Annotated in this window: 21 protein-coding genes and 1 riboswitch; of the genes, 11 read left to right on the top strand and 10 right to left on the bottom strand. The window is 70.8% G+C overall.

The features are described 5' to 3' along the window. Positions 1 to 7: 7 nt before the first annotated feature. Both BFF94_RS13720 and BFF94_RS13715 read right to left on the bottom strand, forming a co-directional pair. Entirely contained in the window at positions 8 to 430 is a 423-nt protein-coding gene (locus tag BFF94_RS13720; protein ID WP_128848530.1) for an NUDIX hydrolase, read from the bottom strand. 151 nt (positions 431 to 581) lie between these two features. Then, positions 582 to 839 carry a hypothetical protein gene (locus tag BFF94_RS13715; RefSeq protein ID WP_219139448.1) on the bottom strand — a complete coding sequence of 86 codons (258 nt, stop codon included), beginning with the start codon at positions 837 to 839 and terminating at the stop codon, positions 582 to 584. A 275-nt stretch (positions 840 to 1,114) separates the two neighbouring features. Here BFF94_RS13715 and BFF94_RS13710 point away from each other — a divergent pair, with 275 nt between their 5' ends. The 4 genes from BFF94_RS13710 to BFF94_RS13695 all read left to right on the top strand — a co-directional run bounded on the left by BFF94_RS13710 (position 1,115) and on the right by BFF94_RS13695 (position 5,753). Continuing rightward, a complete protein-coding gene (locus tag BFF94_RS13710; protein ID WP_219139447.1) occupies positions 1,115 to 2,275 on the top strand; it encodes a CaiB/BaiF CoA transferase family protein in 1,161 nt (386 codons plus the stop codon). Positions 2,276 to 2,401: 126 nt separating this feature from the next. After that, positions 2,402 to 3,703 (top strand): CitMHS family transporter, encoded by a 1,302-nt coding sequence (locus tag BFF94_RS13705; protein WP_128844523.1) that lies wholly within the window; start codon positions 2,402 to 2,404, stop codon positions 3,701 to 3,703. Between the two features lie 79 nt (positions 3,704 to 3,782). Then, complete coding sequence (locus BFF94_RS13700; protein WP_128844520.1) at positions 3,783 to 4,949, top strand: acyl-CoA dehydrogenase family protein; 1,167 nt, start codon at positions 3,783 to 3,785, stop codon at positions 4,947 to 4,949. A gap of 60 nt (positions 4,950 to 5,009) precedes the next feature. After that, positions 5,010 to 5,753, top strand: a complete 744-nt coding sequence (locus tag BFF94_RS13695) for an IclR family transcriptional regulator (protein WP_219139446.1) — start codon at positions 5,010 to 5,012, stop codon at positions 5,751 to 5,753. Between the two features lie 113 nt (positions 5,754 to 5,866). Here BFF94_RS13695 and BFF94_RS13690 read toward each other — a convergent pair whose 3' ends face one another. Further along, positions 5,867 to 7,222 (bottom strand): chitinase, encoded by a 1,356-nt coding sequence (locus BFF94_RS13690; protein ID WP_162285555.1) that lies wholly within the window; start codon positions 7,220 to 7,222, stop codon positions 5,867 to 5,869. A gap of 252 nt (positions 7,223 to 7,474) precedes the next feature. After that, positions 7,475 to 8,377, bottom strand: a complete 903-nt coding sequence (locus BFF94_RS13685; protein WP_128844515.1) for a LysR substrate-binding domain-containing protein — start codon at positions 8,375 to 8,377, stop codon at positions 7,475 to 7,477. 94 nt (positions 8,378 to 8,471) lie between these two features. On the opposite strand from BFF94_RS13685, the gene BFF94_RS13680 reads away from it, so the two are divergent. Beyond that, positions 8,472 to 9,680 (top strand): MFS transporter, encoded by a 1,209-nt coding sequence (locus BFF94_RS13680; RefSeq protein WP_219139445.1) that lies wholly within the window; start codon positions 8,472 to 8,474, stop codon positions 9,678 to 9,680. A 6-nt stretch (positions 9,681 to 9,686) separates the two neighbouring features. On the opposite strand, the gene cobJ is transcribed toward BFF94_RS13680, so the two are convergent. Genes cobJ through cobG form a run of 4 tightly spaced genes read right to left on the bottom strand, consistent with a single transcriptional unit; the run spans position 9,687 to position 14,107 of the window. Then, positions 9,687 to 11,396 (bottom strand): precorrin-3B C(17)-methyltransferase, encoded by a 1,710-nt coding sequence (gene cobJ / locus BFF94_RS13675; RefSeq protein WP_219139444.1) that lies wholly within the window; start codon positions 11,394 to 11,396, stop codon positions 9,687 to 9,689. Next, on the bottom strand, positions 11,393 to 12,127 hold the full coding sequence (locus BFF94_RS13670; RefSeq protein WP_128848211.1) for a precorrin-2 C(20)-methyltransferase: 735 nt from the start codon (positions 12,125 to 12,127) through the stop codon (positions 11,393 to 11,395). Before BFF94_RS13670 ends, cobJ begins: the two co-directional genes overlap by 4 nt. After that, positions 12,124 to 12,750, bottom strand: coding sequence for a precorrin-8X methylmutase (locus BFF94_RS13665; RefSeq protein ID WP_219139443.1), 627 nt, complete (start codon positions 12,748 to 12,750; stop codon positions 12,124 to 12,126). The genes BFF94_RS13670 and BFF94_RS13665 overlap by 4 nt, the downstream gene beginning before the upstream one ends. Beyond that, positions 12,743 to 14,107, bottom strand: a complete 1,365-nt coding sequence (gene cobG, locus BFF94_RS13660) for a precorrin-3B synthase (RefSeq protein ID WP_281426131.1) — start codon at positions 14,105 to 14,107, stop codon at positions 12,743 to 12,745. Before cobG ends, BFF94_RS13665 begins: the two co-directional genes overlap by 8 nt. Positions 14,108 to 14,213: 106 nt before the next feature. Continuing rightward, positions 14,214 to 14,405: riboswitch (cobalamin riboswitch) on the bottom strand. A 187-nt stretch (positions 14,406 to 14,592) separates the two neighbouring features. Between cobG and cbiE the strand changes: the two genes are divergently transcribed. From cbiE to cobM, 4 genes are read left to right on the top strand one after another with little or no spacing between them, the layout of a single operon-like run. Then, the gene (gene cbiE / locus BFF94_RS13655; RefSeq protein ID WP_219139482.1) at positions 14,593 to 15,855 is read left to right on the top strand and encodes a precorrin-6y C5,15-methyltransferase (decarboxylating) subunit CbiE; all 1,263 of its coding nucleotides are present in this window, start codon (positions 14,593 to 14,595) and stop codon (positions 15,853 to 15,855) included. Then, positions 15,855 to 16,943 (top strand): cobalt-precorrin-5B (C(1))-methyltransferase, encoded by a 1,089-nt coding sequence (locus tag BFF94_RS13650; protein WP_128847553.1) that lies wholly within the window; start codon positions 15,855 to 15,857, stop codon positions 16,941 to 16,943. The genes cbiE and BFF94_RS13650 overlap by 1 nt, the downstream gene beginning before the upstream one ends. Beyond that, positions 16,940 to 17,671, top strand: a complete 732-nt coding sequence (locus BFF94_RS13645) for a cobalt-precorrin-6A reductase (RefSeq protein ID WP_219139441.1) — start codon at positions 16,940 to 16,942, stop codon at positions 17,669 to 17,671. The genes BFF94_RS13650 and BFF94_RS13645 overlap by 4 nt, the downstream gene beginning before the upstream one ends. Positions 17,672 to 17,714: 43 nt before the next feature. Continuing rightward, positions 17,715 to 18,443 carry a precorrin-4 C(11)-methyltransferase gene (gene cobM / locus BFF94_RS13640; RefSeq protein ID WP_128848634.1) on the top strand — a complete coding sequence of 243 codons (729 nt, stop codon included), beginning with the start codon at positions 17,715 to 17,717 and terminating at the stop codon, positions 18,441 to 18,443. On the opposite strand, the gene BFF94_RS13635 is transcribed toward cobM, so the two are convergent. Next, the gene (locus BFF94_RS13635) at positions 18,444 to 18,584 is read right to left on the bottom strand and encodes a hypothetical protein (protein WP_158062099.1); all 141 of its coding nucleotides are present in this window, start codon (positions 18,582 to 18,584) and stop codon (positions 18,444 to 18,446) included. A gap of 66 nt (positions 18,585 to 18,650) precedes the next feature. Between BFF94_RS13635 and BFF94_RS13630 the strand changes: the two genes are divergently transcribed. Beyond that, complete coding sequence (locus BFF94_RS13630; RefSeq protein ID WP_128848632.1) at positions 18,651 to 19,520, top strand: hypothetical protein; 870 nt, start codon at positions 18,651 to 18,653, stop codon at positions 19,518 to 19,520. 13 nt (positions 19,521 to 19,533) lie between these two features. Here BFF94_RS13630 and BFF94_RS13625 read toward each other — a convergent pair whose 3' ends face one another. Then, on the bottom strand, positions 19,534 to 20,712 hold the full coding sequence (locus tag BFF94_RS13625; protein WP_219139440.1) for an MFS transporter: 1,179 nt from the start codon (positions 20,710 to 20,712) through the stop codon (positions 19,534 to 19,536). Positions 20,713 to 20,842: 130 nt separating this feature from the next. Between BFF94_RS13625 and BFF94_RS13620 the strand changes: the two genes are divergently transcribed. Then, complete coding sequence (locus BFF94_RS13620) at positions 20,843 to 21,358, top strand: MarR family winged helix-turn-helix transcriptional regulator (protein ID WP_128847581.1); 516 nt, start codon at positions 20,843 to 20,845, stop codon at positions 21,356 to 21,358. The last annotated feature ends 72 nt before the right edge of the window (positions 21,359 to 21,430 follow it).

The following is a 21,430-nucleotide window of genomic DNA, read 5'->3' as shown; positions in this document are numbered from 1 at the left end:
ATCGGCGTCAACGAAGCGGGCCGTTCACGATCGCCGAAAAACCGTCGAGGCGCAGCAGTTCGATGATCTTGCGCGTGGGCACGCTCGCGCGAAGTGTTTCGAGCCGGTCGACGGTGAACCACTTGCAGCGGGCGATTTCATTGCTCGCGCGCGGCGTCAGGTGCGCCGGCACGTCGGCCACGAACACGTGATGCAGCTTCGTCAGCCCACCGAACTGCACCGCGTAGTCGAGCGCGAGCCCCTCCAGCCGCGTTTCCTCGGCAAGCTCCCGTTGCGCGGCCTGAAGCGGCGTCTCGCCGCGCCGGATCGTGCCGCCCGGCAGCGACCAGCGCGACGCGGCGCGGGCGACCAGCAGCACGCTGCTGCGCTGGCGGCACACGATCGTGGCGCGTTCCTTGATGACGAAGAGGGTGTCCGGCACGGTACTCATGTTCGGCAAAGCAGGTGCTGAATCGTGGGGAAAATACGCGTCGGCGGAGCGCTCGTCCGGCAGCGGACCGCGACGGCATGCAGGCAGCCGCACCGATCTTACCGGCCGTTCGTGACAGTTCCGTGCACGGCGTCGCGCGACGGACGCCGCGTCACGCGTGCGTATAGATCCCGTTGCGCGTCGGGTTCACGTGGCGCGGATGGCTGCGCTTGTGAACGGCGCGCCGGTGGTGGGGCGACGGCGCCGTCACATGACGGCGCGCGGGCGCGGGCCGTGCGGTCGGCGCGGCGGCCCGGGGCGCCGCGCCCGGCCCTGTCTGTCCTTCGCCGAAATGGAAAGTCTGGGTTTGCGCGTGTCCGACGCCAAGCGTCGACGCCAGCACGAAGGCCGCCAGCAACAACCGTTTCATGAATATTCCGCCTCAATTTTTGAGATTAACGTTTTCCGCCAGCTTAACGAAGGGCGGGGCCGCACCGCAACTGGCCCGGGTTCGGTGTCGTCCTCACCGGCAGGTGGCGACGTTATCCGTGCGACAGCCGGGTGTTGCCGGGCTTGACAATATAATTCGTGAGTGTGAATATAAATTCACATACAAGAATTATTCGCCGGATCCGGAAGGTCGCGCCGCAGGCGCCGGGCCATCGGAACCGGCAGTCCGATCAACCGGAACCAGGAGCGAGACGCATGGCGGAACACGAGCAGCAGGGCGCGCTGGCGGGATTGCGCATCATCGATCTGTCGCGGGTGCTGGGCGGCCCGTACGCGACGCAGATCCTCGCCGACCACGGCGCGGAGGTGATCAAGGTCGAACCGCCGTCCGGCGACGAGACGCGCACGTGGGGCCCGCCGTTCGACGGCGACACCGCGTCGTACTTCCTCGGCGTGAACCGCAACAAGCTCGGCATCGCGCTCGACCTGACGCAACCGGGCGACCGCGAGCGGCTGCTCGGCCTGCTCGAACACGCGGACGCCATCGTCGAGAACTTCAAGATCGGCACGATGGAGCGCTGGGGGCTCGGCTTCGACGCGCTGCATGCGCGGTTTCCGCGCCTCGTCCATTGCCGCGTGTCGGGCTTCGGCGCGGACGGCCCGCTCGGCGGGCTGCCCGGCTACGACGCGGCCGTGCAGGCGCTCGCGGGGCTGATGAGCGTCAATGGCGAAGCCGGCGGCGCACCGCTGCGCGTCGGCGTGCCGATCGTCGATCTCGTCACGGGGCTGAACGCGGCGCTCGGCGTGCTGATGGCGCTGCGCGAGCGCGACGCGAGCGGCCGCGGCCAGTTCGTCGAATCGACGCTGTTCGACTGCGCGCTGTCGATCCTGCATCCGCATACGCCGAACTTCTTCCATTCGGGCAACGCGCCCGTGCGGACCGGCAACGCGCATCCGAACATCACGCCGTACGACAGCTTTCCGACGGCGGGCGTCGACATCTTCCTGGCGGTCGGCAACAACGGGCAGTTCGCGGCGTTGTGCGACGTGCTCGGCACGCGCGACTGGCTCGCCGATCCGCGTTTCGCGGACAACCGCGCGCGCAGCGCGAACCGCGCGGCACTGCGCACGCTGCTCGAAACGGCGCTGGCCGGACACGACGGCGCGGCGCTCGCCGAGCAACTGATGCGTCGCGGCGTGCCGTGCGCGCCGGTGCTCGGGCTCGATGCGGCGCTCGACCATCCGCATGTCGCGCATCGGGAGATGAAGGTGGAGCTGGGCCGGCATCGCGGCATCGCGTCGCCGATCAAGCTCGGCCGCACGCCGGCCACGTACCGGCGGCCGCCGCCCGCGCTGAACGAGCACGCGGCGCAGGTGTTTGCCGACGACAACGATCACGACCAACGCCGCGACTGAGCGGCATCGCGGCCGCCGGCCGTGTCGTGCGCCCGACGGCGCCGCACGGCCGCGCGTGCCGCACGACCATTCGGACAGCACGCCGGCCCGCGCACGAACGCGAACCGGCTGAAGAGGAGACACATCATGCTCGCATGGATCGGCGCGATCGCCATCGTCGCGCTGTTCGGCCTGATCATCACGAAGCGGCTGTCGCCGCTCGTCGCGCTGATCGTCGTGCCGGTGGCCGCGTCGCTCGCGGCCGGTTTCGGGCTCGCGACCGGCAAGTTCATCGTGCACGGCGTACAGAACATCGGGCCGATCGCCGGGATGTTCGTTTTTGCGATTCTATTTTTCGGAATCCTCACCGATGCGGGAATGCTCGACCCGATCATCGCGGGCGTGCTGCGCGTGATCGGCTGCCATCCGCCGCGCATCGTGATGGGCTCGGCGCTGCTCGCGCTGCTGATCCATCTGGACGGCTCGGGCGCCGTCACGTTTCTCGTCACGCTGCCCGCGATGATGCCGCTCTATACGCGGCTCGGGATGGATCGCCGCATCCTCGCGTGCGTCGCGTCGATGGCGGCCGGCGTCAATTTCCTGCCGTGGGTCGGGCCGATGCTGCGCGCGTCGGCGGCCCTGCACATCCCCGGCTCGGCGATCTTCATGCCGATGATTCCGGTCCAGATCGTCGGGCTCGTGTTCGTGTTCGGCACCGCGTACGTGCTCGGTGTGCGCGAAGCCAAACGGCTCGGGCTCGACCGCGCCGGCGCGGCGTCGCTCGCGATCGCGCCGCGCGAGCTGAGCGACGCCGAACGCGCGTTGCGCCGGCCGGGCCGCTTCCGGATCAACCTCGCGCTGACGCTCGTCGTGCTCGCCACGCTGGTGTCGGGCATCGTCGACCCGATGGTGATGTTCATGCTCGGCACGGTGGCCGCGCTCGTGATCAACTACCCGGACGTGCAGGCCCAGCGCGAGCGGATCGACGCGCATGCGAAGGCCGCGCTGATGATGGCGAGCGTACTGCTCGCGGCCGGCGCGTTCACCGGCATCATGTCCGGCACGGGGATGCTGAAGGCGATGGCCGAAGTCGTCGTCGCGCACGTGCCCGTCGAGCATGCGCGCCACATGCCGTTCGTGCTCGGGCTGCTGTCGATGCCGCTCAGCCTGCTGTTCGACCCCGATTCGTTCTACTTCGGCGTGCTGCCGGTGCTCGCGGAGAGCGGCAAGCTGCTGGGCGTGCCGCCGATCCAGATGGCGCAGGCCGCGCTGCTCGGCCAGATGACGACCGGCTTCCCGGTGAGTCCGCTCACGCCCGCGACGTTCCTGATCGTCGGGCTGACAGGCGTCGAGCTTGCCGAGCACCAGAAGTTCACGATTCCGTTCCTGTTCGCCGCCACCGTGCTGATGGTCTTCGCCGCGGTCGCGACGGGCGTGTTTCCATTGTGAGCGCCAGGCCCCCCGAGGGGATTACCCGGCGGCTTCTTGAGAACGGCGCGGCCGTTCACGTTTTACGGGAGAGCAGTCCATGCAGTTCGACCTGACCGACGACCAGCGCGCGATCGAAAGCGCGATCGAAAAAATCTGCGAGCGCTTCGGCGACGACTACTGGCTCGAGCGCGATCGCGCGGGCGGATTTCCGGCCGATTTCCACGCGGCGCTCGCCGAGGCCGGCTGGCTCGGCATCGCGATGGACCCGGCCCACGGCGGCGCCGGGCTCGGGATGACCGAGGCCGCGCTGATGATGCGCACGATCAGCGCGTCGGGCGCCGGCCTGTCCGGCGCGTCGGCCGTCCACATGAACATCTTCGGGCTGAACCCGGTGCAGGTGTTCGGCAACGACGCGCAGAAGGCGCGCTTCCTGCCGCCGCTGATCGCCGGGCGCGACAAGGCGTGCTTCGCGGTGACGGAACCGGACGCGGGCCTCGACACCACACACCTGACCACCCAGGCGCGCCGCGACGGCGACCACTACGTACTGAGCGGGCGCAAGATCTGGATCTCGACCGCGCAGGTCGCGAACAAGATGCTGATCATCGCGCGCACGACGCCGCTCGACCAGGTCGCGAAGCCGACCGACGGGCTGAGCCTGTTCTATACCGACCTCGACCGCTCGCATGTCGAGGTGCGCGAGATCGAGAAGATGGGCCGCAAGGCCGTCGATTCGAACATGCTGTTCATCGACAACCTGCGCGTGCCGGAGGGCGACCTGATCGGCAACGAGGGCGACGGCTTCCGCTATCTGCTGCACGGGCTGAATCCCGAGCGGATCCTGATCGCCGCGGAGGCGATCGGGCTCGGGCAGGCCGCGCTGCGCCGCGCGACGCAGTACGCGTGCGAGCGCGTCGTGTTCGGCCGGCCGATCGGGCAGAACCAGTCGATCCAGCATCCGCTCGCGCAGGCATGGATGCAGCTCGAGGCCACGTGGCTGATGGTGATGAAGGCCGCGACGCGCTACGACGCGGGGCAGTCGTGCGGCGCGGAGGCGAACGCGGCGAAATACCTCGGCGCGGAAGCCGCGTTCCAGGCATGCCAGACGGCGGTCGCGACCCACGGCGGGATGGGGTATGCGAAGGAATACCATGTCGAGCGCTACCTGCGCGAGTGTATGATTCCGAGGCTCGCGCCCGTGAGTCCGCAACTGATCCTGTGCTACATCGCGGAGAAGGTGCTCGGGCTGCCGAAGTCGTACTGACCGTACCGGCCTGGCGGCCGGCCCGGTGCGCGACATCCCGTTCCGATTCAAGCGCTCGCCATGGACGTCAAACTCGTTGCCCGCACGCTCGACCTGTTCGAGCTGTTCGCCGCCGAACGGCGGCCGCTGCCGCTCACCGAACTCGCGCGCCTGCTCAATGTGCCGGCGTCGAGCTGCCTCGCGATGGCGCGCACGCTCGTGAGCCGCGGCTACCTGTACGAAGTGCGCAAGCGCGGCGGCTATTACCCGACCCGCCGCCTGCAGACGCTCGCCGCCGCGATCGACGCGACCGATCCCGTCGTCGACATCGTGCATCCGCATCTCGTCGCGCTGCGCGACGCGAGCCGCGAGACGGCCGTGCTCGGCAAGATCCAGGGCCCGTCGGTCACGTACCTCGACGTCGTCGAATCGGAGCAGGCGATCCGCTATACGCGCCAGCCGGGCGAGCTGCGCCCGCTGCACGCGAACTCGATCGGCAAGGCGATCTTCGCGGAACTCGCCGGCGACGCGCAGCAGGCGCTCGGCGCGCAATTGCCGTTCGAACGCTTCACCGACGCGACAGTGGCGGACCTGCCGGCGCTCGTCGCGCAAACCGCACGGTTTCGCGAACTCGGCTGGGCCGAGAACTTCGGCGAGAGCGCGCCCGAGCTGTCGGCGCTCGCGGTCGCGCTGACGCTCGACGGCGACTGGTACGGGCTGTCGGTCGTCGGGCCGACCGAGCGGATCCGCCAGCATCGCGACACGCATGCGGCGCTGCTCGTCGACGCGAAGGCGCGGCTGCTGGCCGAGCACGTGCGCGGGTAGGGCGGTACGCCACGACCGGCGGCGGGCCGTGTTCCGGCGCACGATCCTGCCGCACCGGAAACGGCCCGCCGCGCGTCACGCGCCGATGAGTCGGTGCATCGGCCGCCGCGACGTCACGACTTCACCCACACGCCGCCCGCACCCGGGTTGTCGCCCTGCGTCCACCATTTCGCGCAGTACTTCGCGCCCTGGTACATCACGCACGTGCCGCCCGGGTAGGCGGTCGTGGCCGACCACACGGGCGAGCCGCCGCCGACCGGCTTCCACACGGCCGCCTGGCCGGGCACGTCGCCCTGCGTCCACCATTGCGCCTGATACGTCGTGCCCTGGTAGGTAACCGTCGCGCCAGCCGTATAGACCTGGCCGGCCGCCCAGGGCGCGCCCGGCTGCGGCGTGCCGCCGTCCGAGCCGCCGCCGTAGTTCGGGTCCTGCGTGACGCCCGCGCCCCACTTGCCGTCGAGCGCCCTGAAGATCGCCGCGAACGCGTACGGCTGCTGTGCGACGCCCGAGCAGGTCGGCGACGCATACGTGCCGCCGGACGGGCACGCCTGATCGCGGCCGACCGACCAGTTGCCGAAGAAGCCGTAGCCGTTGTTGACCGCCGCGCTCAGCACGCTTTGCGCATTCGCGAGCGTGAAGGTTTCGCCCTGCACGTCGTTCACGCCGATCATCGGCGTGACGCCCACCATCTGCCAGAGCTGTGCATTGGTCTGCGGCTTGCCGGCCGACTTGAACGCCGTGTCGAGCTGCGAGTACAGCGCCTGTGCGGCACTGATCGCGGCGGCGCCCATGTCGATGTTCGCGGGCCCGTAATCCATCGCCATCACGTTCACCGCATCGAACACGGTCTGGTTCGCGATCGCCGCGTTGACGACGTTCAGGCCGTCCTGCGTGAGCCCGGTCGGCATCGTCGGCAGCGTCAGCGTGACGTGCAGCGGCTTGCCCTTCGCCGCGTAGTCGGACTGCAGTTGCGCGACGGCCTGGAAGTTGCGGGCGACCGCTGCCGTGTCCAGCTGCGACGCGCCCTCGATGTCGAAGTCGACATGCGTGAGGCCGTACGTGTCGATCACCGTCTGGTACGCGGCCTTCAGCGCGGGGACCGTCGAGCACGCCTGCATCAGCGGTGTGCCGTTCGCGCCGCCGAACGACACGGCGACTTCGCCGCCTTTCGCGCGATAGCTCGCGATCGACGTCGACAGCGCGGTCAGCAGGCCGCCGCTCGCGCCGTTGCCGATCGGCTGCACGCCGCCCCACGACGGCGCGCAGCCGCTGCCCGCGACCACGAACGCGAGCGTGAACTGCTGGATGCCTTGCCGGACGCCGATCTGGTCGACCAGTGGCGTCGGGTAGAGCGTCACGTCGACATAGGGCGCATAAACGCCGGCGCCCTGGGACACGCTCGCCATCGCGAGCAGACAACCCGCGGCAAGCGCACGCGGGATGAAACGCGGCAACACATTGTTGTTCATTGTGTTCTCCAAGTGGAAGAGGGATACGCTGGCCCGCGTATCGCCGCCGGTCGGGCGAGACCGGGCATGCCCGGCCGGCGGCGTGCCCATCTTGGAGGATTCGCGCCGATTAGTGAATGCTTAGGTGTTCTTTTTGTTATTTGATTCCCGATACGTAATGATCTTGCCGATTCGACAGCGTTGCGCAACACGTCGGGCGGGCGATTTTCCCGATCGGTCGTATCAAGCGCGACGCGCGTCGCTCGAGTCGCATCAGGCCGATGCCGGCTGCGCAAGCGAACGCGCGAGTGCGACGAAGCGCTCGACGCACGCCGACGAAAACGGCTCGCTCCACGACACGATCTGCTCGACCGCGCGCGTGTCGGCGAGCGGCACGTAGACGACGCCCGGGCGCTGCAGCGTCGCCGTGAAGCCCGGCACGATCGCGATGCCGCGTTCGGCGGCCACCAGCGACACGAGCGTCGTGATCTGCGACGCGGTCGGCCCGATCCGCGGCGCGAATCCGGCTTGCGCGCACAGGTCGTCCAGCGCGGCGGTCAACGCCGAACCGTAACCGGGCGGAAAGGTGACGAAGGTTTCGCCTGCCAGCTCCGCGACGTCGACGCTCGCACGGCTTGCGAACGGATTCCCGGCCGGCACGGCCGCGACGATCGGTTCGCGCGACGCGACTAGCGACGCCACCGGCACGCCGGGCGCGCCGTCCCACGCCCAGCCGAAGCCGATGTCCATCGTGCCGTCCGCGATCTGCTGGCGCTGGCTGGCGGTCGCCGCTTCGCGGAACGCGAGTTCGACGTCGGGCATCGTCCGGCTCGCGGCGCGGATCACGTCCGGGAACGTGTCGGACATCGGAATCGAACTCGCGTAGCCGATCACGATCCGCCCGGCGATGCCTTGCGCGATCTTGCGTGCGCTCGCTTCGGCCTCGGCGGCCGCGCTGACGACGTGGCGCGCATGCTCGAGAAACAGCGTCCCTTCCGGCGTCAGCCGCACCGCGCGCGTCGAACGCTCGAACAGCCGGACGCCGAGCTCGCTTTCCAGCGCGGCGATATGGCGCGTGAGCGGCGGCTGCGCGATCCGCAGGCGCAACGCGGCGCGGCCGAAGTGCAGTTCGTCGGCGACGACCACGAAATAGCGGAGGCGGCGCAGGTCGAGCATTGTTGTCGTTCCGGTATCAATGGCGGTGAAAACGGTATTGGCGTGCGCGCGGCGCGCTCGTCAGACTGTCGGCATCGACGACAGGGCAGCCCCGATGAACGACAGGACCACACGCATCGCGTTCTTTCTCTGCGGCTTCGCCGCGTTTCTCAATCTCTATTCGACGCAGGGCATCCTGCACGAACTCGCGGCCGCCTTCGGCGTCAGCGCGGAGCGTGCGGGGCAAGGCGTAAGCGCGACCACGACGGCCGTCGCCATTATCGCGCCGTTCGTCGGCATGCTGGCCGCGCGCATCGAGCGGCGCGTCGCGATTTCGTCGGCAGCGTTGGCCGTCGCGCTGCCGGTCGTGTGGTCCGCGCATGCGGCAGGCTTCGCGTCGTTTCTCGGCGCACGCTTTGCGGCCGGCCTGGTCATGCCGTTCATCTTTGCACTGTCGATCGCATCTATCGCCGAACGCTTCGATCGCGGCACGTCGGCCGAGATCAGCGCGCTATTCGTCGCCGGCACGACGCTCGGCGGTTTCGCCGGCCGCTTCGCGACCAACCTGCTGACGTCGATATGGGGCTGGCGGCATGCGCTCGACGTCGTCGCGGCGCTGTGTCTCGTGACGGGCATCGCGATCTACACGAGCCTGCCGGCGTCCGGCGCGCTCGCGCGGCGCTCCGGCAACGATGCGGAAGCGGGCGCGGGGCCGTCGTGGCGCATCGTCACGCGCGGCCCGCTGCTCGCGTCGTTCGCGATCGGCGCATGCGTGCTCGCGTCGCAGGTCGCGACGTTCACGTTCGTCGGCCTGCGGCTTGCCCGCGCGCCGTTCGGCTTCGGCACGGTCGGGATCGGCGCGATCTATGCGGTCTTCCTGGTGGCGGTGGTCGTGACGCCGCTGGCGGGGCGCCTCGCGCGGCATCGCGGCCCGCGCGCACCGGCGCTCGCCGCGGCCACGCTCGCGATCGGCGGGGCGCTGCTCACGCTGTCGGACAGCGTGCCGGTGATTCTGGCCGGCCTCGCGCTCGGTTCGACCGCCGTGTTCGTCGAACAGGCGTCGGCCAACACGTTCATCTCGCAGGCGGCGTCGAGCGCGCGCTCGACGGCGATCGGCATCTACCTGTCCTGCTATTACTTCGGCGGCAGTCTCGGCTCGATCCTGCCGGTGCCCGGCTGGCATCGGTGGGGATGGGCCGGCTGCGTCGCGTTCGTGGTCGTTGCGCAGGCGATCGTCGGCGTGCTCGTGTACCGGTTCTGGCGAACCGGCAGCGCGACCGGCATGGAGCATGCCGACGCACGCGGCATCGGGCTGACGCGATAACCGGGTTCAGCGATACCAGCGCGGCGTATAGACCCACTCGCGTGCGTTGCCGATCGCGAAGCGCCGCGTCGTCGACGAGCCGACGATCACCATCGTGCGCATGTCGACCTGGTCGCTGCGCAGTGCGCCGAGCGTCGTCGTCGCGAGCGCCGCGCCCGGCCGGCCGATGTCGCGGCCCAGCACGACCACCGTATCGGCCGCGCGGTGCGCACGCACGACATCGAGCGCACGATCGAGCTGCCACGGCCGCGCACGCGAGATCGGGTTGTAGAACGCCATCACGAGATCGGCCTGCGCCGCATGCCGCAGGCGCGTCTCGATCACGTCCCACGGCTTCAGGTTGTCCGACAGCGAGATCGCGCAGAAGTCGTGGCCGAGCGGCGCGCCGGCCTGCGCGGCGGTTGCGAGCGACGCCGAGATGCCGGGCTCCACGCGCAGGTCGACTGCGGCCCACTGCGGGTCGCGCAATTCGTCGAGCGCTTCGAGCACGGCCGCGGCCATCGCGAACACGCCCGGGTCGCCCGACGACACGACCGCGACGCGCCGGCCCTCGGCCGCGAGTTCGAACGCATGGCGCGCGCGCTGCATCTCCTCGCGATTGTCGGTGCCGTGCACGCGCTGGTCGTCGCGGAACGGGCCGGCCATGTTCACGTAGGTCGTGTAGCCGAGGATGTCGGTCGCGTCAGCGAGCGCGGCGCGCGCGGCCGGCGTGAGCCACGCGGCGGCGCCCGGGCCGAGGCCGAGCACCGTCAGGCGGCCGCGTGCACGGCCGAGCGTGGCGGGGTCGACCGGATGCGACGCGATCGCGCACGCGAGGCCGTTCGTCGCTGCACGCAGCGTGTGCGCGACGCGCAGCGCACGGCCGAGCAGCGCGGCCGCGTCGGCTTGCGCGAGGGGATCGACATCGACGAAGCGCAGCGGCACGCCGAGCGTTTGCGCGGCTTGCTCCAGCGCGGCATCGCCGATCGCCGATGCGGGCGCCACGATGGCCGCGAGCGCCAGCCGTGCGAGACCTTGCGCATCGAGTGCGGCATCGATGCGCGCAGCGAGCGCTTCGTCCACCTGCACGGCATGCGCAGCGACGCCGACCACCACGCTGCGCGGATGGATCACGAGTTCGTCGCGCGTGCCGCGCCACGCGTCGGGCGTCACGCGGATCGCATGCGCGGCCGCGTCGTCGCGCGGCAGCGCAACGTCGTCGAGCCACGGCGCCACGCCGTCGACGCGCGTCGCCGCGCCCGCGAGCAAATCGGACACGAAACGCTTGCCCTGGGCGAGATCTGCGAGCGCATAGCCTTCGGGCGGATTGAGCACGCATGCGCCGAAGCGCAGCTCGCCGCTGGTCGTGATCGACGGCGCGACGCCGACGCATTCGGCGATTTCACGCGCCATGACGTTGACGCCCGTCAGCCCGCCGAGCAGCGGCACGACGGCCGAGCCGTCTTCCGCGACCGCGAGCACGGGCGGCTCGACGCCCTTGTCGGCGAGCGCGGGCGCGAGGCATCGGATCACGATGCCGGCCGCGCACAGCGCGACGATCGGCAAACCGCGTGCATAGAGTTCGCGAAGGTGCGTGCCGAGTTCGTCGAACGGCACGTCGGCATCGACGCGCGATGCGAGCCCGTGCACGCGGGCGCCCGGATAGCGCGCCTGGATGCGCCGCGCGGTGTCGAGCGCGCCGGCGCCCAGAATCACGATCGCGGGCGGGGTCGTCATCCTTGCCATTTTTCCCCCGGCACGACGAGCAGCGAGAAATACGGCGACGCCATCGGATCGACCTCGTCGAGCGGCACGATGCGCTGGCTCGCCATCGTCGCGCGCTCGACATACAGCGCGCGCTTCGCGAGCCCCAGTTCGTCGAGCACGCGCCGTACCTTGTCGAAATTGCGGCCGAGCTTCATCACGACGGCCGCGTCGGCCCGCGCGAGCCGCTCGCGCAGTTCGTGCTCGGGCAGCACGCCCGACAGCACCGACAGGCTCTGGTTGCGATAGACGAGCGGCTGGCCGAGCACCGCCGTGCCGCCGAGCATCGCGCACACGCCGGGTATCACCTCGGTGTCGTAGCGCGGCGCGAGGCGGTCGTGCAGGTACATGTACGAGCCGTAGAAGAACGGGTCGCCTTCGCAGATCACCGCGACGTCGCGGCCCGCGTCGAGGTGCGCCGCGACGATTTCAGCGGCCGTATCGTAGAAATCGGCGATCACCGTCTCGTAGCACAGCGGCGGCGGCAGCGCCTCGGTCGTCACCGGGTAGACGAGCGGCAGTTGCGTCTGCCCATCGAGCAGGTGTGCTTCGACGATGCCGTACGCATTGCCTTTCTTGCCCTTCGCGACGAAGTACGCGACCACGGGCGCGGCCTGCAGCACGCGCAGCGCCTTGATCGTCATCAGTTCGGGATCGCCGGGGCCGACGCCGACCCCGAACAGGCGTCCGCGCGCGGACGTCATTCGACCTCCGTCGCGAGCGCATTGACCGCGGCAGCGGCCATCGCGCTGCCGCCGCGCCGGCCGAGCAGCGCGACGTACGGCACGCCACGGCTGTCGGCGTCGAGCATCGCCTTCGATTCGGCCGCGCCGATGAAGCCGACCGGGAAACCGAGGATCAGCGCGGGGCGCGGCGCGCCGGCGTCGATCATGTCGAGCAGGTGGAACAGCGCGGTCGGCGCATTGCCGATCACGACGACGCTGCCCGCGAGATGCGGGCGCCACAGTTCGAGCGCGGCGGCCGAACGCGTGTTGCCGAGGTGCCGCGCGAGGTCGGGCACCTCCGGCTCGCCGAGCGTGCAGATCACGCGGTTGGCCGCCGGCAGCCGCGCGCGCGTGATGCCTTCGGCGACCATCTTCGCGTCGCACAGGATCGGCGCACCGGCCGCGAGCGCCGTGCGGCCCGCCGTGCCGGCGCCGGCCGAGAAGCGCAGGTCGTAGACGACGTCGACCATCCCGCTCGCATGGATCACGCGCACCGCGAGTTTCTCGAGATCGGGCGGAACCTGCGACAGGTCGGCCTCGGTGCGGATCGTCGCGAACGACTGGCGGTAGATTTCCTGCCCGTCGCGAATGTAGTCAAGCATCGGTGATTTCCTGGCTGTGCCGCGCGTCCGTCAGTCGGGCCGCGGCCTGGTCAATCGTCAGATGGCGCGCGAGCGGGGCGCCAAGGCCCGCGGTCGCGTTGCGCCGGTAAAGGTCGTAGTGCCCGGGAGCAACCGCGACGAGCGTGTGCGTCGCGGGATGCGGCAGCGCGCAGTGGCGCTCGCAACCGGTCAGATGCACGTCGACCGGATGGCCGATGCGCGCGGCAAGGGCAAGCGCGTCGTGTTTCGTATCGGCGCGCGCTTTCGCGCAGCCCGCGCTGCCGGTGCACGCGACGAGCGTCGCAAGCGGGTCGGACGACGCGCAGACGAGGCCGAGCGATGCGAGTGCCTCGAGCGTCGCCGATGCGCGTTCGTGCAACACGCTGTGGAGAAACACGCCTTGCCACGGCGTCATCGACAGCGTGCCGTCGCCGTCGGCTTCGGCCAGCGCGGCGAGCCGTTCCAGTTGCATCGCGTCGAGCCGCCCGAGCGCGAATTGCGCGCCGATGCTGCAGCGCGCCGCGTCGAGCGACGGGTGCGCACCGAAACGCAGCGCCGGGTCGGCGCGCGTGCGCCGCCAGCCGGCCAGCGCCGGATCGGCCGCGAGCGGGAAGGGTAAATAATGCTGAGCACGCTCGAGCAGCGTGCGTTCGCCGCACGTCGCGAGCAGGGCGCGCATCCGCGTGATGTCGGCCGGCGCGAGATCGAGGAACGCGAGCAGCAGGGCGCGGACCAGCGCGACACACTGATCGGGCGACACGTCGACCGAAGCGGGCCGGTCGCCGGGTGCGACCGGCGGGCAGCCGGCCAGCCCGGCCGCGATGCGTACCGCGCCGTCGGTGCGGCGCCACGCGGCCAGCCAGATGTCGTGCGGATGATCGAGCGCCGCGACCGCTTCGCCGCCGTCGAGCTGGATCGAGAATTTCGGCGACAGCTCGCCGCGGCGCGACTCGCGCGCCAGCATGTCGAAGAGCGGCGCGGCAAGCGCACGGCTGTCGACGAGCGCAGCGGGGTCGTGGCCGGCGAGCGGGCTGAGCATCACATTGCGGACGTCGTCGCTCGCGGCTAGCGCGGCCGCATCGGCGGTGGCGTCTGCGGTTGCGCCGACGGGCGGGCCAAGGCCCGCGTCGAGCAACGCGCGCGTCAGCGTGTCGGCCGCGCCGTCGCGAATGCCGCGCAACTGGAGATTCGCGCGATTGGTCGCGTCGATCGCGCCGGAGCCGTATGCACGCGCGGCGGCGGCGATCGCACGCGCCTGGCGCGCGTCGAGGCGGCCGCCGGGCAGCTTGATCCGGCACAGCCCGCCGTCGGCGGCCGCGACCACGCGCACGAGCCCCGGGCAGGCCGACGGGCGCACGACAGGCGACGCAGGAATCGAATCGGGGGCGGAACTCACGGGGTACCGGGGCAGTGTCGCGCCGCGGCCAACGCATCGGTACACCCCGCCCGACGCCCATTGGCACGCACGCACTTTCTGGCCGGCAGGTCTCCTGGCTGACAGGTCGGCGCCGGCTCCCGGCCTTCCCGGTGGAACCAGTGGCATGAGGGGGGAGATCGGCTCGCTGTCTACAGTTGCGGGGGCAGCCACAGCGGCGCGCGGTGCGCCCTGTGTTCCCTCTTCGGCCCCGAAGGGCACCGGCGAACGAACGGCCGTAGGATACCCGATTTCGACCGCGGTTCGCGACCGCCAGGCCGCTCGCAGCGTGCGAAGCGGACGACGTCCCTGTTCGGGCGGGCCGGCAGATGAAACGCGGGATGGAACACGGTACCATGCCGTTTTTTGCACCGGCGCTTTCACGGCCGCGCGGCGACACGATGAAATCGAACGATGGGGAAGGGTGCATGACGGCGTGGCTGACGGTAGTGGGCATCGGCGACGACGGTTACTCGGGGCTCGGCCGCAGCGCGCGGCGCGCGCTGCTCGACGCGACGCTCGTCGTCGGCGCGAAACGGCATCTCGACATGCTGCCCGCACGGCTGCCGGCCGCGCGCGAAGCATGGCCGTCGCCGTTCGATCTCGCGGGCGTGCTCGCGCGGCGCCCGTCGCCCGTGTGCGTGCTCGCAAGCGGCGATCCGATGCTGTTCGGCGTCGGCGCGACGCTCGCGCGTCAGCTGTCGTCCGACGAATGGCGCGTGCTGCCCGCGCCGTCGTCACTGTCGCTGGCGGCCGCGCGCCTCGGCTGGGCGCTGCAGGATATCGGCGCGGTATCGCTCGTCGGCCGTCCGCTCGCGACACTCGCACGGCACCTGCTGCCGGGCCGGCGCCTGTTCGTGCTGAGCGCCGACGGCCGCACGCCGGCCGCCGTCGCGGCCGAACTCGTCGCACGCGGCTTCGGGCCGACGCGCATCAGTGTCTTCGAACACCTGGGCGGCCCGCTCGAGCGGCGTGTCGACGGCCTCGCGCAGGACTGGAACGTCGACGAAGCAGCCGCACTCAATCTCGTCGCGCTCGACTGCCAGGCCGGCCCCGACGCGCCGCGCCGCGCGCTCACGCCCGGCCTGCCCGACGATGCGTACCGCCACGACGGCCAGCTCACCAAGCGCGACCTGCGCGCGATGACGCTCGGGCGACTCGCGCCCGCGCCCGGCGAACTGCTGTGGGACGTCGGCGCCGGCAGCGGCTCGGTCGGCATCGAATGGATGCGCGCGCATCCGTCGTGCCAGGCGATCGCGATCGAAGCGCATGCGGAACGGCAACGCTTCATCGAGCACAATCGCGACGCGCTCGGCGTGCCGGGCCTGCAACTCGTCGCGGGCCGCGCGCCCGATGCGCTCGCGGGGCTCGCCGCGCCCGACGCGATCTTCATCGGCGGCGGTGCGACGGCGCCCGGCGTGCTCGACGCGTGCTGGGCGTCGCTGAAGCCCGGCGGCCGGCTGGTCGCGAACGCGGTCACGCTGCAGGGCGAGATGGCGCTCGCCGAATGGCGCGATGCGCACGGGGGCACGCTCACGCGCGTGTCGCTCGCGCATGCCGAACCGCTCGGCCGCTTCGACACGTGGCGGCAGCCGTTGCCGGTCACGCTGTACGACGTGCGCAAGCCCGACGCGGCCGACCCGACCGGACCGTCGGGCACGACGAACGCAACGGACACAGCGGACGCGTGATGCGCGACGAAACCCCCGAACAGCCCGCGCCGCTACGCTTCGGCTATACGACCGGCAGCTGCGCGACCGCGACATCGCTCGCGGCCGCGCAGCTGCTGCTCGCGGGCCATGCGGACGACGCGGTCGAGATCGTGCTGCCGAAGGGGCAGCGCGTGATGATGCGGCTCGAGTTCTGCCGGACCACGGCCGACGGCGCCGAAGCCGGCACGATCAAGGATGCCGGCGACGATCCGGACGTTACACACGGCGCGCTGATCTTCGCGCGCGTCGCGCTCGCGGCGGCGCCCGGCGTGCGTTTTCATGCGGGGCCGGGCGTCGGCACGGTCACGCGCGCGGGGCTGACGCTGCCGGTCGGCGAACCGGCGATCAACCCGGTGCCGCGCCGGATGATGACGACGCACCTGGAAGCGCTGGCTGCCGAGCACGGCTACGCGGGCGGCTTCGACGTGACGATCGGCGTCGACGGCGGCGAGGCGCTCGCGCTGAAGACGATGAACCCGCGCCTGGGCATCGTCGGCGGGCTGTCGATCCTCGGCACGACCGGCATCGTGCGGCCATTCTCGTGTTCGGCCTATATCGCGTCGATCCACCAGGGTATCGATGTCGCGCGCGCGAACGGCATCGCGCATATCGCCGCGTGCACGGGCAACGCGAGCGAGGACGCGATGCGCGCGCACTACGGCCTGCCCGACATGGCGCTGATCGAGATGGGCGATTTCGCGGGCGCGGTGCTCAAGCACCTGCGGCGCGCGCCGGTCGCGCGCTTGTCGATGTGCGGCGGTTTCGGCAAGCTGAGCAAGCTCGCGGCCGGCCACCTCGACCTGCACAGCCGCCATTCCAGCATCGACCTGCCGCTGCTTGCGCAGTGGGCGGCCGAGGCCGGCGCGAGCGATGCGCTGCAGGCCGCGATGCGCGCCGCCAACACGAGCCAGGAGGCGCTGAAGCTCGCGCATGCCGACGGCGTGCCGCTCGGCGATCTCGTCTGCGCGCAGGCGCTGCGCGTCGCGCGCGACATCGTGCCGCCATCGGTCGCCGTCGAGATGTTCGCGATCGACCGGCAGGGCCGCTTCGTCGGGGAAGCGCGATGAGCGTGCGCATCCTGCTGCTCGGCGGCACCGGCGACGCGCTGAAAATCGCGCGCGCGCTTGGGCCCCGTCACGTCTATAGCCTGGCCGGCCTCGGCAAGGTGCCCGACGACCTGCGCTGCGACGTGCGCGTCGGCGGCTTCGGCGGCGCCGCCGGACTGGCCGCGTATCTGCGCAGCGCCGGTATCGGTCTCGTGATCGATGCAACGCATCCGTATGCCGCGCAAATCAGCGCGAACGCGGCTGCCGCGACGCGCGAAGCGGGCGTGCCGCTGTGGGCGCTGCGCCGCGCGCCGTGGGTGCCGCAACCCGGCGACGACTGGCGGATGGTCGACGACTGGGCCGGCATCGAGGCCGCGCTCGCGCCGTTCAGGCGGCCGCTGTTCACGCTCGGCCGCGAACCGCTCGCGCATCTCGACGCGATTCCCGAGCACCAGTTCTGGCTCGTGCGCTGCCTCGACGCACATCCCGGCAACGCGCATGCGCAGATCGTCGCCGCGCGCGGGCCGTTCACGCTCGACGGCGAGCGCGCGCTGTTCGCGCTGATGGGCATCGACGTCGTCGTCAGCAAGAACAGCGGCGGCGCGGCCACCGAGGCCAAGCTCGACGTCGCGCGCGAACGCAGGCTGCCGGTCGTGATGCTGCGCCGGCCGCCGCTGCCCGACGCCGACCGCGCGTTCGACTCGGCCGCGGCGCTCATCGACGCGCTCGATCCGGCCGCGCGCGCCTGACGCCGCGCGGCCGATCATCCAACGAATTGACGGAGAATTTTCGATGACGGTGTATTTCATCGGCGCGGGCCCCGGCGACCCGGAGCTGATCACGGTGAAGGGCCAGCGCCTCGTGCGCACGTGCCCGGTGATCCTGTATGCGGGCTCGCTGGTGCCGGCGGCCGTGCTCGACGGTCATTGCGCGGAGCAGGTCGTCAATACGGCCGAGCTCGACCTCGACGAAATCGTCGCGCTGCTCGCGGCCGCCCACGCGAAAGGGCAGGACGTCGCGCGCGTGCATTCGGGCGACCCGTCGCTGTACGGCGCGATCGGCGAGCAGATCCGCCGGCTGAAGGCGCTCGGGATTCCGTACGAAATCGTGCCGGGTGTCACGGCCACGGCCGCATGCGCGGCAACGCTCGGCGTCGAGCTGACGCTGCCCGGCGTCGCGCAGACGGTGATCCTCACGCGCTTCGCGGGCAAGACGACGATGCCGGAAGGCGAAGCGCTCGGCTCGCTTGCCGCGCACCGCGCGACGCTCGCGATCCATCTCGGCGTGCGCCATCTCGCCCGCATCGTCGACGAAGTGCTGCCGCATTACGGCGCCGATTGCCCAGTCGCGGTGATCTATCGCGCGAGTTGGCCCGACGAGGCGCGCGTGACCGGCACGCTCGCCGACATCGTCGGCAAGGTGCAGGGCACGCGGATCGAGCGCACCGCGCTGATCCTGATCGGGCGCGTGCTGGACGCCGAAGGGTTCGCGGATTCGACGCTGTACGCGAGCGCCGGTTGATCACGCGCGGGCCGGCCCGCGTTCGGTACGACGTTCGGGCAGGTACGTGTAGAGCGCCGCGCCGATCGTGATCGCGCCGCCGACGAAGTCGATCGGCGACGCCGATTCGCCGAGGATGCAGTGTCTGGGCGGGGCGGGCACTTTCGGGCAGACTGGGCCATTTCGCGGGATCGCGGCGCGCCAACCACCTTACAAGGACGACGTTGAATGGGTATCCGTATTCGATCAGGCATGTGCGGCCTGGCGGGATTGACGGCCGCTCTGCTGGCGGCATCCACGGTCAACGCCGCCGGTGAAGCCAACGAAGCCCGCGCCGTGCCTTTTGCCGAGGTTGCGAAAACCGCCGTGCCCGATCGCGACTGGCAGCGCAAGGTTTGCGAGTTGGCGTCGGCATCGTGCGGCGCCCCCGGTCAGCCCGGCGACGCGGACAAGGCGCCGTCGCTGTATCGGGCCAGGAACGACACGTCGGGCAACTACTACGTGATCCTGCCGGGGCCGCAACTGCTCAAAATGAGTTTCGCGCCTGCGTCCGGCTGGAAGGTCGTGCAGCAGTGGGACTTCTCCGACTACCAGCCCGTCGGCCGGGTCGACGGCGACGGCGAGCCTCCGCCGCTCGGGATCTACCCGGCGCTGTATCCGCTCGGCGGCGAGCGGTTCGCGGTCGCGGTGCTGGCCGGTTGGTCCGAAAGTTATTCAGGCGGTGGCGGAAGCTGGGAAAACGCCGACTTCGTCGAACTCTGGCCGAACGGCGGGCATGCCCGCCCGCCACGCGTATCGAAGCTTCCGTTCAGCTGCAACAAGCAGATTCGCGCCTGCTTCACCGAGCACGACTATCAGCACTCGCCGCATTGCAGCGAAGACTTCGACGGTTCCCTGCGGCTGCGCTTCGTGCCCGGCGCGAGCACCGGCAATCTCGACTGGATCGCCACCTGGAAGGAGAGTCATTGGCCGGGCCAGGAACCGCAAAGCAAGACCGGGCATACGTCGGTTTCCGTCACGTTGCCGGCAGGACGAGACCCTGTCGCCGCAGGCAACGCGCTGCGCGACAAGATCCCGTTTTGCGAGCCGGTCAACTGAGCGGCAGCCGACGCTACGCACGCGCGGCGCTCAGCACCCGCTTCGGCGCAAACCCCGCCGCCAGCGCGAACAGCGCGACACACAGGCAGGCCATCGCCACCCACGCGGGCGTCAGGTCCGCGAGATGCTGGCGCACGACGCCGGCCGCGAACGGAAACAACCCGGCGATCAGGTAGCCGACGCCCTGCACGAACCCCGTCAGCGACGCGGCATCGGCCGGCGTCGCCGCATGGTCGACCGTGACGATCAGCGACAGCGGAAACAGCGCGCCGATCCCCGCCCCCAGCAGCAGCGCGGCCGGCAACGCGAGCGCTTCGGGCGCGGCCAGCATCACCAGCAACCCGGCGAACAGCGACGCGATCGCCGCATGCAGCGCGGGCCGGCGATCGGGCAGGCGGTCGATCGTCGCCGAGATCGTCAGCCCCGCGACAACTTCCGCGAGCGTCACCCCGCCGAGCAGGCTGCCGGCCGCCGTCGGCGACCAGCCGAGCCGCATGTAATACGGCGGCAGCCACGCGAGCACGAGCGTGTACGCGCCCGTCGCGATGCCGAAGAACAGCGCGAGCCGCCAGGCGCGCGGCGAGCGCGACGGCTGCGCGTTCGACGCCGATGCCGGCCCGGCGGCAAGCGCGTCGCCGCCGCGGCTGGCCAGCGGCCAGGCCAGCGCGGCCACCGCGGCCGGCAGCGCCCAACCCGCGAGCGCGGCGAGCCAGCCCCAGCGGGCCGCGGCGAACGGCGCGAAGACGCTCGCGAGCACCGCGCCGCCCATGATCGACGTCGAATAGACGCCCATCGCGCCGCCGATGCGCGTCGCGAAATGCGCCTTCACGAAGCCGGGCAACAGCGCCTGCACCATCGCGATCCCGACGCCCGCGCAGCAGGCGCTCGCGAGCAGCAGCCACGCGTGCTGCGCGCCGACGCGCGACACGCAGGCCAGCCCGATCAGCACGACGCCGAGCCAGACGCCGCCCGCGATACCGGTGACGCGCTGCAGGCGCCGCGCACTCAGCGCGCCGAGCCCCATCAGCAGGATCGGGATCGTCGTCAGCAGGCTCGCCGCGCCGTCGCCGATGCCGGTCGCGCGCTGGATCAAGTCGAGCAGCGGGCCGACCGCGGCGAGCGCCGGCCGCAGGTTCAGCCCGACGAGCACGATGGCGGCGAGCCGCCATCCGGGGGAAGTGAAGCGATTCATCGCGAGGCCCTCGATATCGATGCGCGGCCGCCGTCGAGGCGCCGCGCGTTTTTCAGGTAAAGTATCTCGACATCAAGATAAACGCCGATTTATCTCGACGTCAAGATAACTGGTGAGCCGAGGAGGGTTAATGGATCGAGCCGCGCATGCGCTTGCGCAATGGAGCACCGAGCGTCCGGATCTCGACGCGTCGTCGATGGTCGTGATGGGGCGGCTGCAGGAAGCCGCGCTCGTGATCGCGCGTGACCGTCTCAATCCGCTGTTTGCGCGCTACGGGATGCAGCCGGGCGAATTCGACGTGCTGGCGACGCTGCGGCGCGGCGGTGCGCCGTTCGCGCTGACGCCGACGGCGCTGTACGACGCGCTGATGATGTCGTCCGGCGGGATGACCGCGCGCATCGACCGGCTGCAGAAGGCCGGCTGGGTCGAGCGCCGGCCGAACCCGGCCGACGGGCGCGGCACGCTCGTCGCGCTGACGGACACCGGCCGCGCGCTGATCGACGACGCGGTCGTCGCGCACATCGACAACCAGCGCGCGTTGCTGGCCGCGCTGTCGGATGCGGAACAGGCGCAGTTGTCGCAACTGCTGGGAAAGCTGCTGGCGGGGCTGGAAGGCGGCGCGCCGGAAGGGCCGGACGGAAAGTAGCGCCGCCGGATGCGGACGCGACCACCAGGCAGGCAAAAAAACGCCCGCCGCGCGATGCGGCGGGCTGTGCAG

Source organism: Burkholderia catarinensis (assembly GCF_001883705.2).
GTDB lineage: Bacteria > Pseudomonadota > Gammaproteobacteria > Burkholderiales > Burkholderiaceae > Burkholderia > Burkholderia catarinensis.
This window is presented reverse-complemented; position numbering and strand designations above follow the sequence as displayed.

Bases quoted from the DNA above. Each gene is read 5' to 3' on its own strand.
- cobM (WP_128848634.1), top strand. From the start codon at position 17,715: ATGACGGTGTATTTCATCGGCGCGGGCCCCGGCGACCCGGAGCTGATC.
- BFF94_RS13685 (WP_128844515.1), bottom strand. From the start codon at position 8,377: ATGCTCGACCTGCGCCGCCTCCGCTATTTCGTGGTCGTCGCCGACGAA.
- BFF94_RS13650 (WP_128847553.1), top strand. From the start codon at position 15,855: ATGCGCGACGAAACCCCCGAACAGCCCGCGCCGCTACGCTTCGGCTAT.
- BFF94_RS13705 (WP_128844523.1), top strand. From the start codon at position 2,402: ATGCTCGCATGGATCGGCGCGATCGCCATCGTCGCGCTGTTCGGCCTG.
- BFF94_RS13695 (WP_219139446.1), top strand. From the start codon at position 5,010: ATGGACGTCAAACTCGTTGCCCGCACGCTCGACCTGTTCGAGCTGTTC.
- BFF94_RS13665 (WP_219139443.1), bottom strand. From the start codon at position 12,750: ATGCTTGACTACATTCGCGACGGGCAGGAAATCTACCGCCAGTCGTTC.
- BFF94_RS13690 (WP_162285555.1), bottom strand. From the start codon at position 7,222: ATGAACAACAATGTGTTGCCGCGTTTCATCCCGCGTGCGCTTGCCGCG.
- BFF94_RS13700 (WP_128844520.1), top strand. From the start codon at position 3,783: ATGCAGTTCGACCTGACCGACGACCAGCGCGCGATCGAAAGCGCGATC.
- BFF94_RS13625 (WP_219139440.1), bottom strand. From the start codon at position 20,712: ATGAATCGCTTCACTTCCCCCGGATGGCGGCTCGCCGCCATCGTGCTC.
- BFF94_RS13620 (WP_128847581.1), top strand. From the start codon at position 20,843: ATGGATCGAGCCGCGCATGCGCTTGCGCAATGGAGCACCGAGCGTCCG.
- BFF94_RS13630 (WP_128848632.1), top strand. From the start codon at position 18,651: ATGGGTATCCGTATTCGATCAGGCATGTGCGGCCTGGCGGGATTGACG.
- cobJ (WP_219139444.1), bottom strand. From the start codon at position 11,396: ATGACGACCCCGCCCGCGATCGTGATTCTGGGCGCCGGCGCGCTCGAC.
- BFF94_RS13645 (WP_219139441.1), top strand. From the start codon at position 16,940: ATGAGCGTGCGCATCCTGCTGCTCGGCGGCACCGGCGACGCGCTGAAA.
- BFF94_RS13680 (WP_219139445.1), top strand. From the start codon at position 8,472: ATGAACGACAGGACCACACGCATCGCGTTCTTTCTCTGCGGCTTCGCC.
- BFF94_RS13720 (WP_128848530.1), bottom strand. From the start codon at position 430: ATGAGTACCGTGCCGGACACCCTCTTCGTCATCAAGGAACGCGCCACG.
- BFF94_RS13710 (WP_219139447.1), top strand. From the start codon at position 1,115: ATGGCGGAACACGAGCAGCAGGGCGCGCTGGCGGGATTGCGCATCATC.
- cbiE (WP_219139482.1), top strand. From the start codon at position 14,593: ATGACGGCGTGGCTGACGGTAGTGGGCATCGGCGACGACGGTTACTCG.
- BFF94_RS13670 (WP_128848211.1), bottom strand. From the start codon at position 12,127: ATGACGTCCGCGCGCGGACGCCTGTTCGGGGTCGGCGTCGGCCCCGGC.
- BFF94_RS13715 (WP_219139448.1), bottom strand. From the start codon at position 839: ATGAAACGGTTGTTGCTGGCGGCCTTCGTGCTGGCGTCGACGCTTGGC.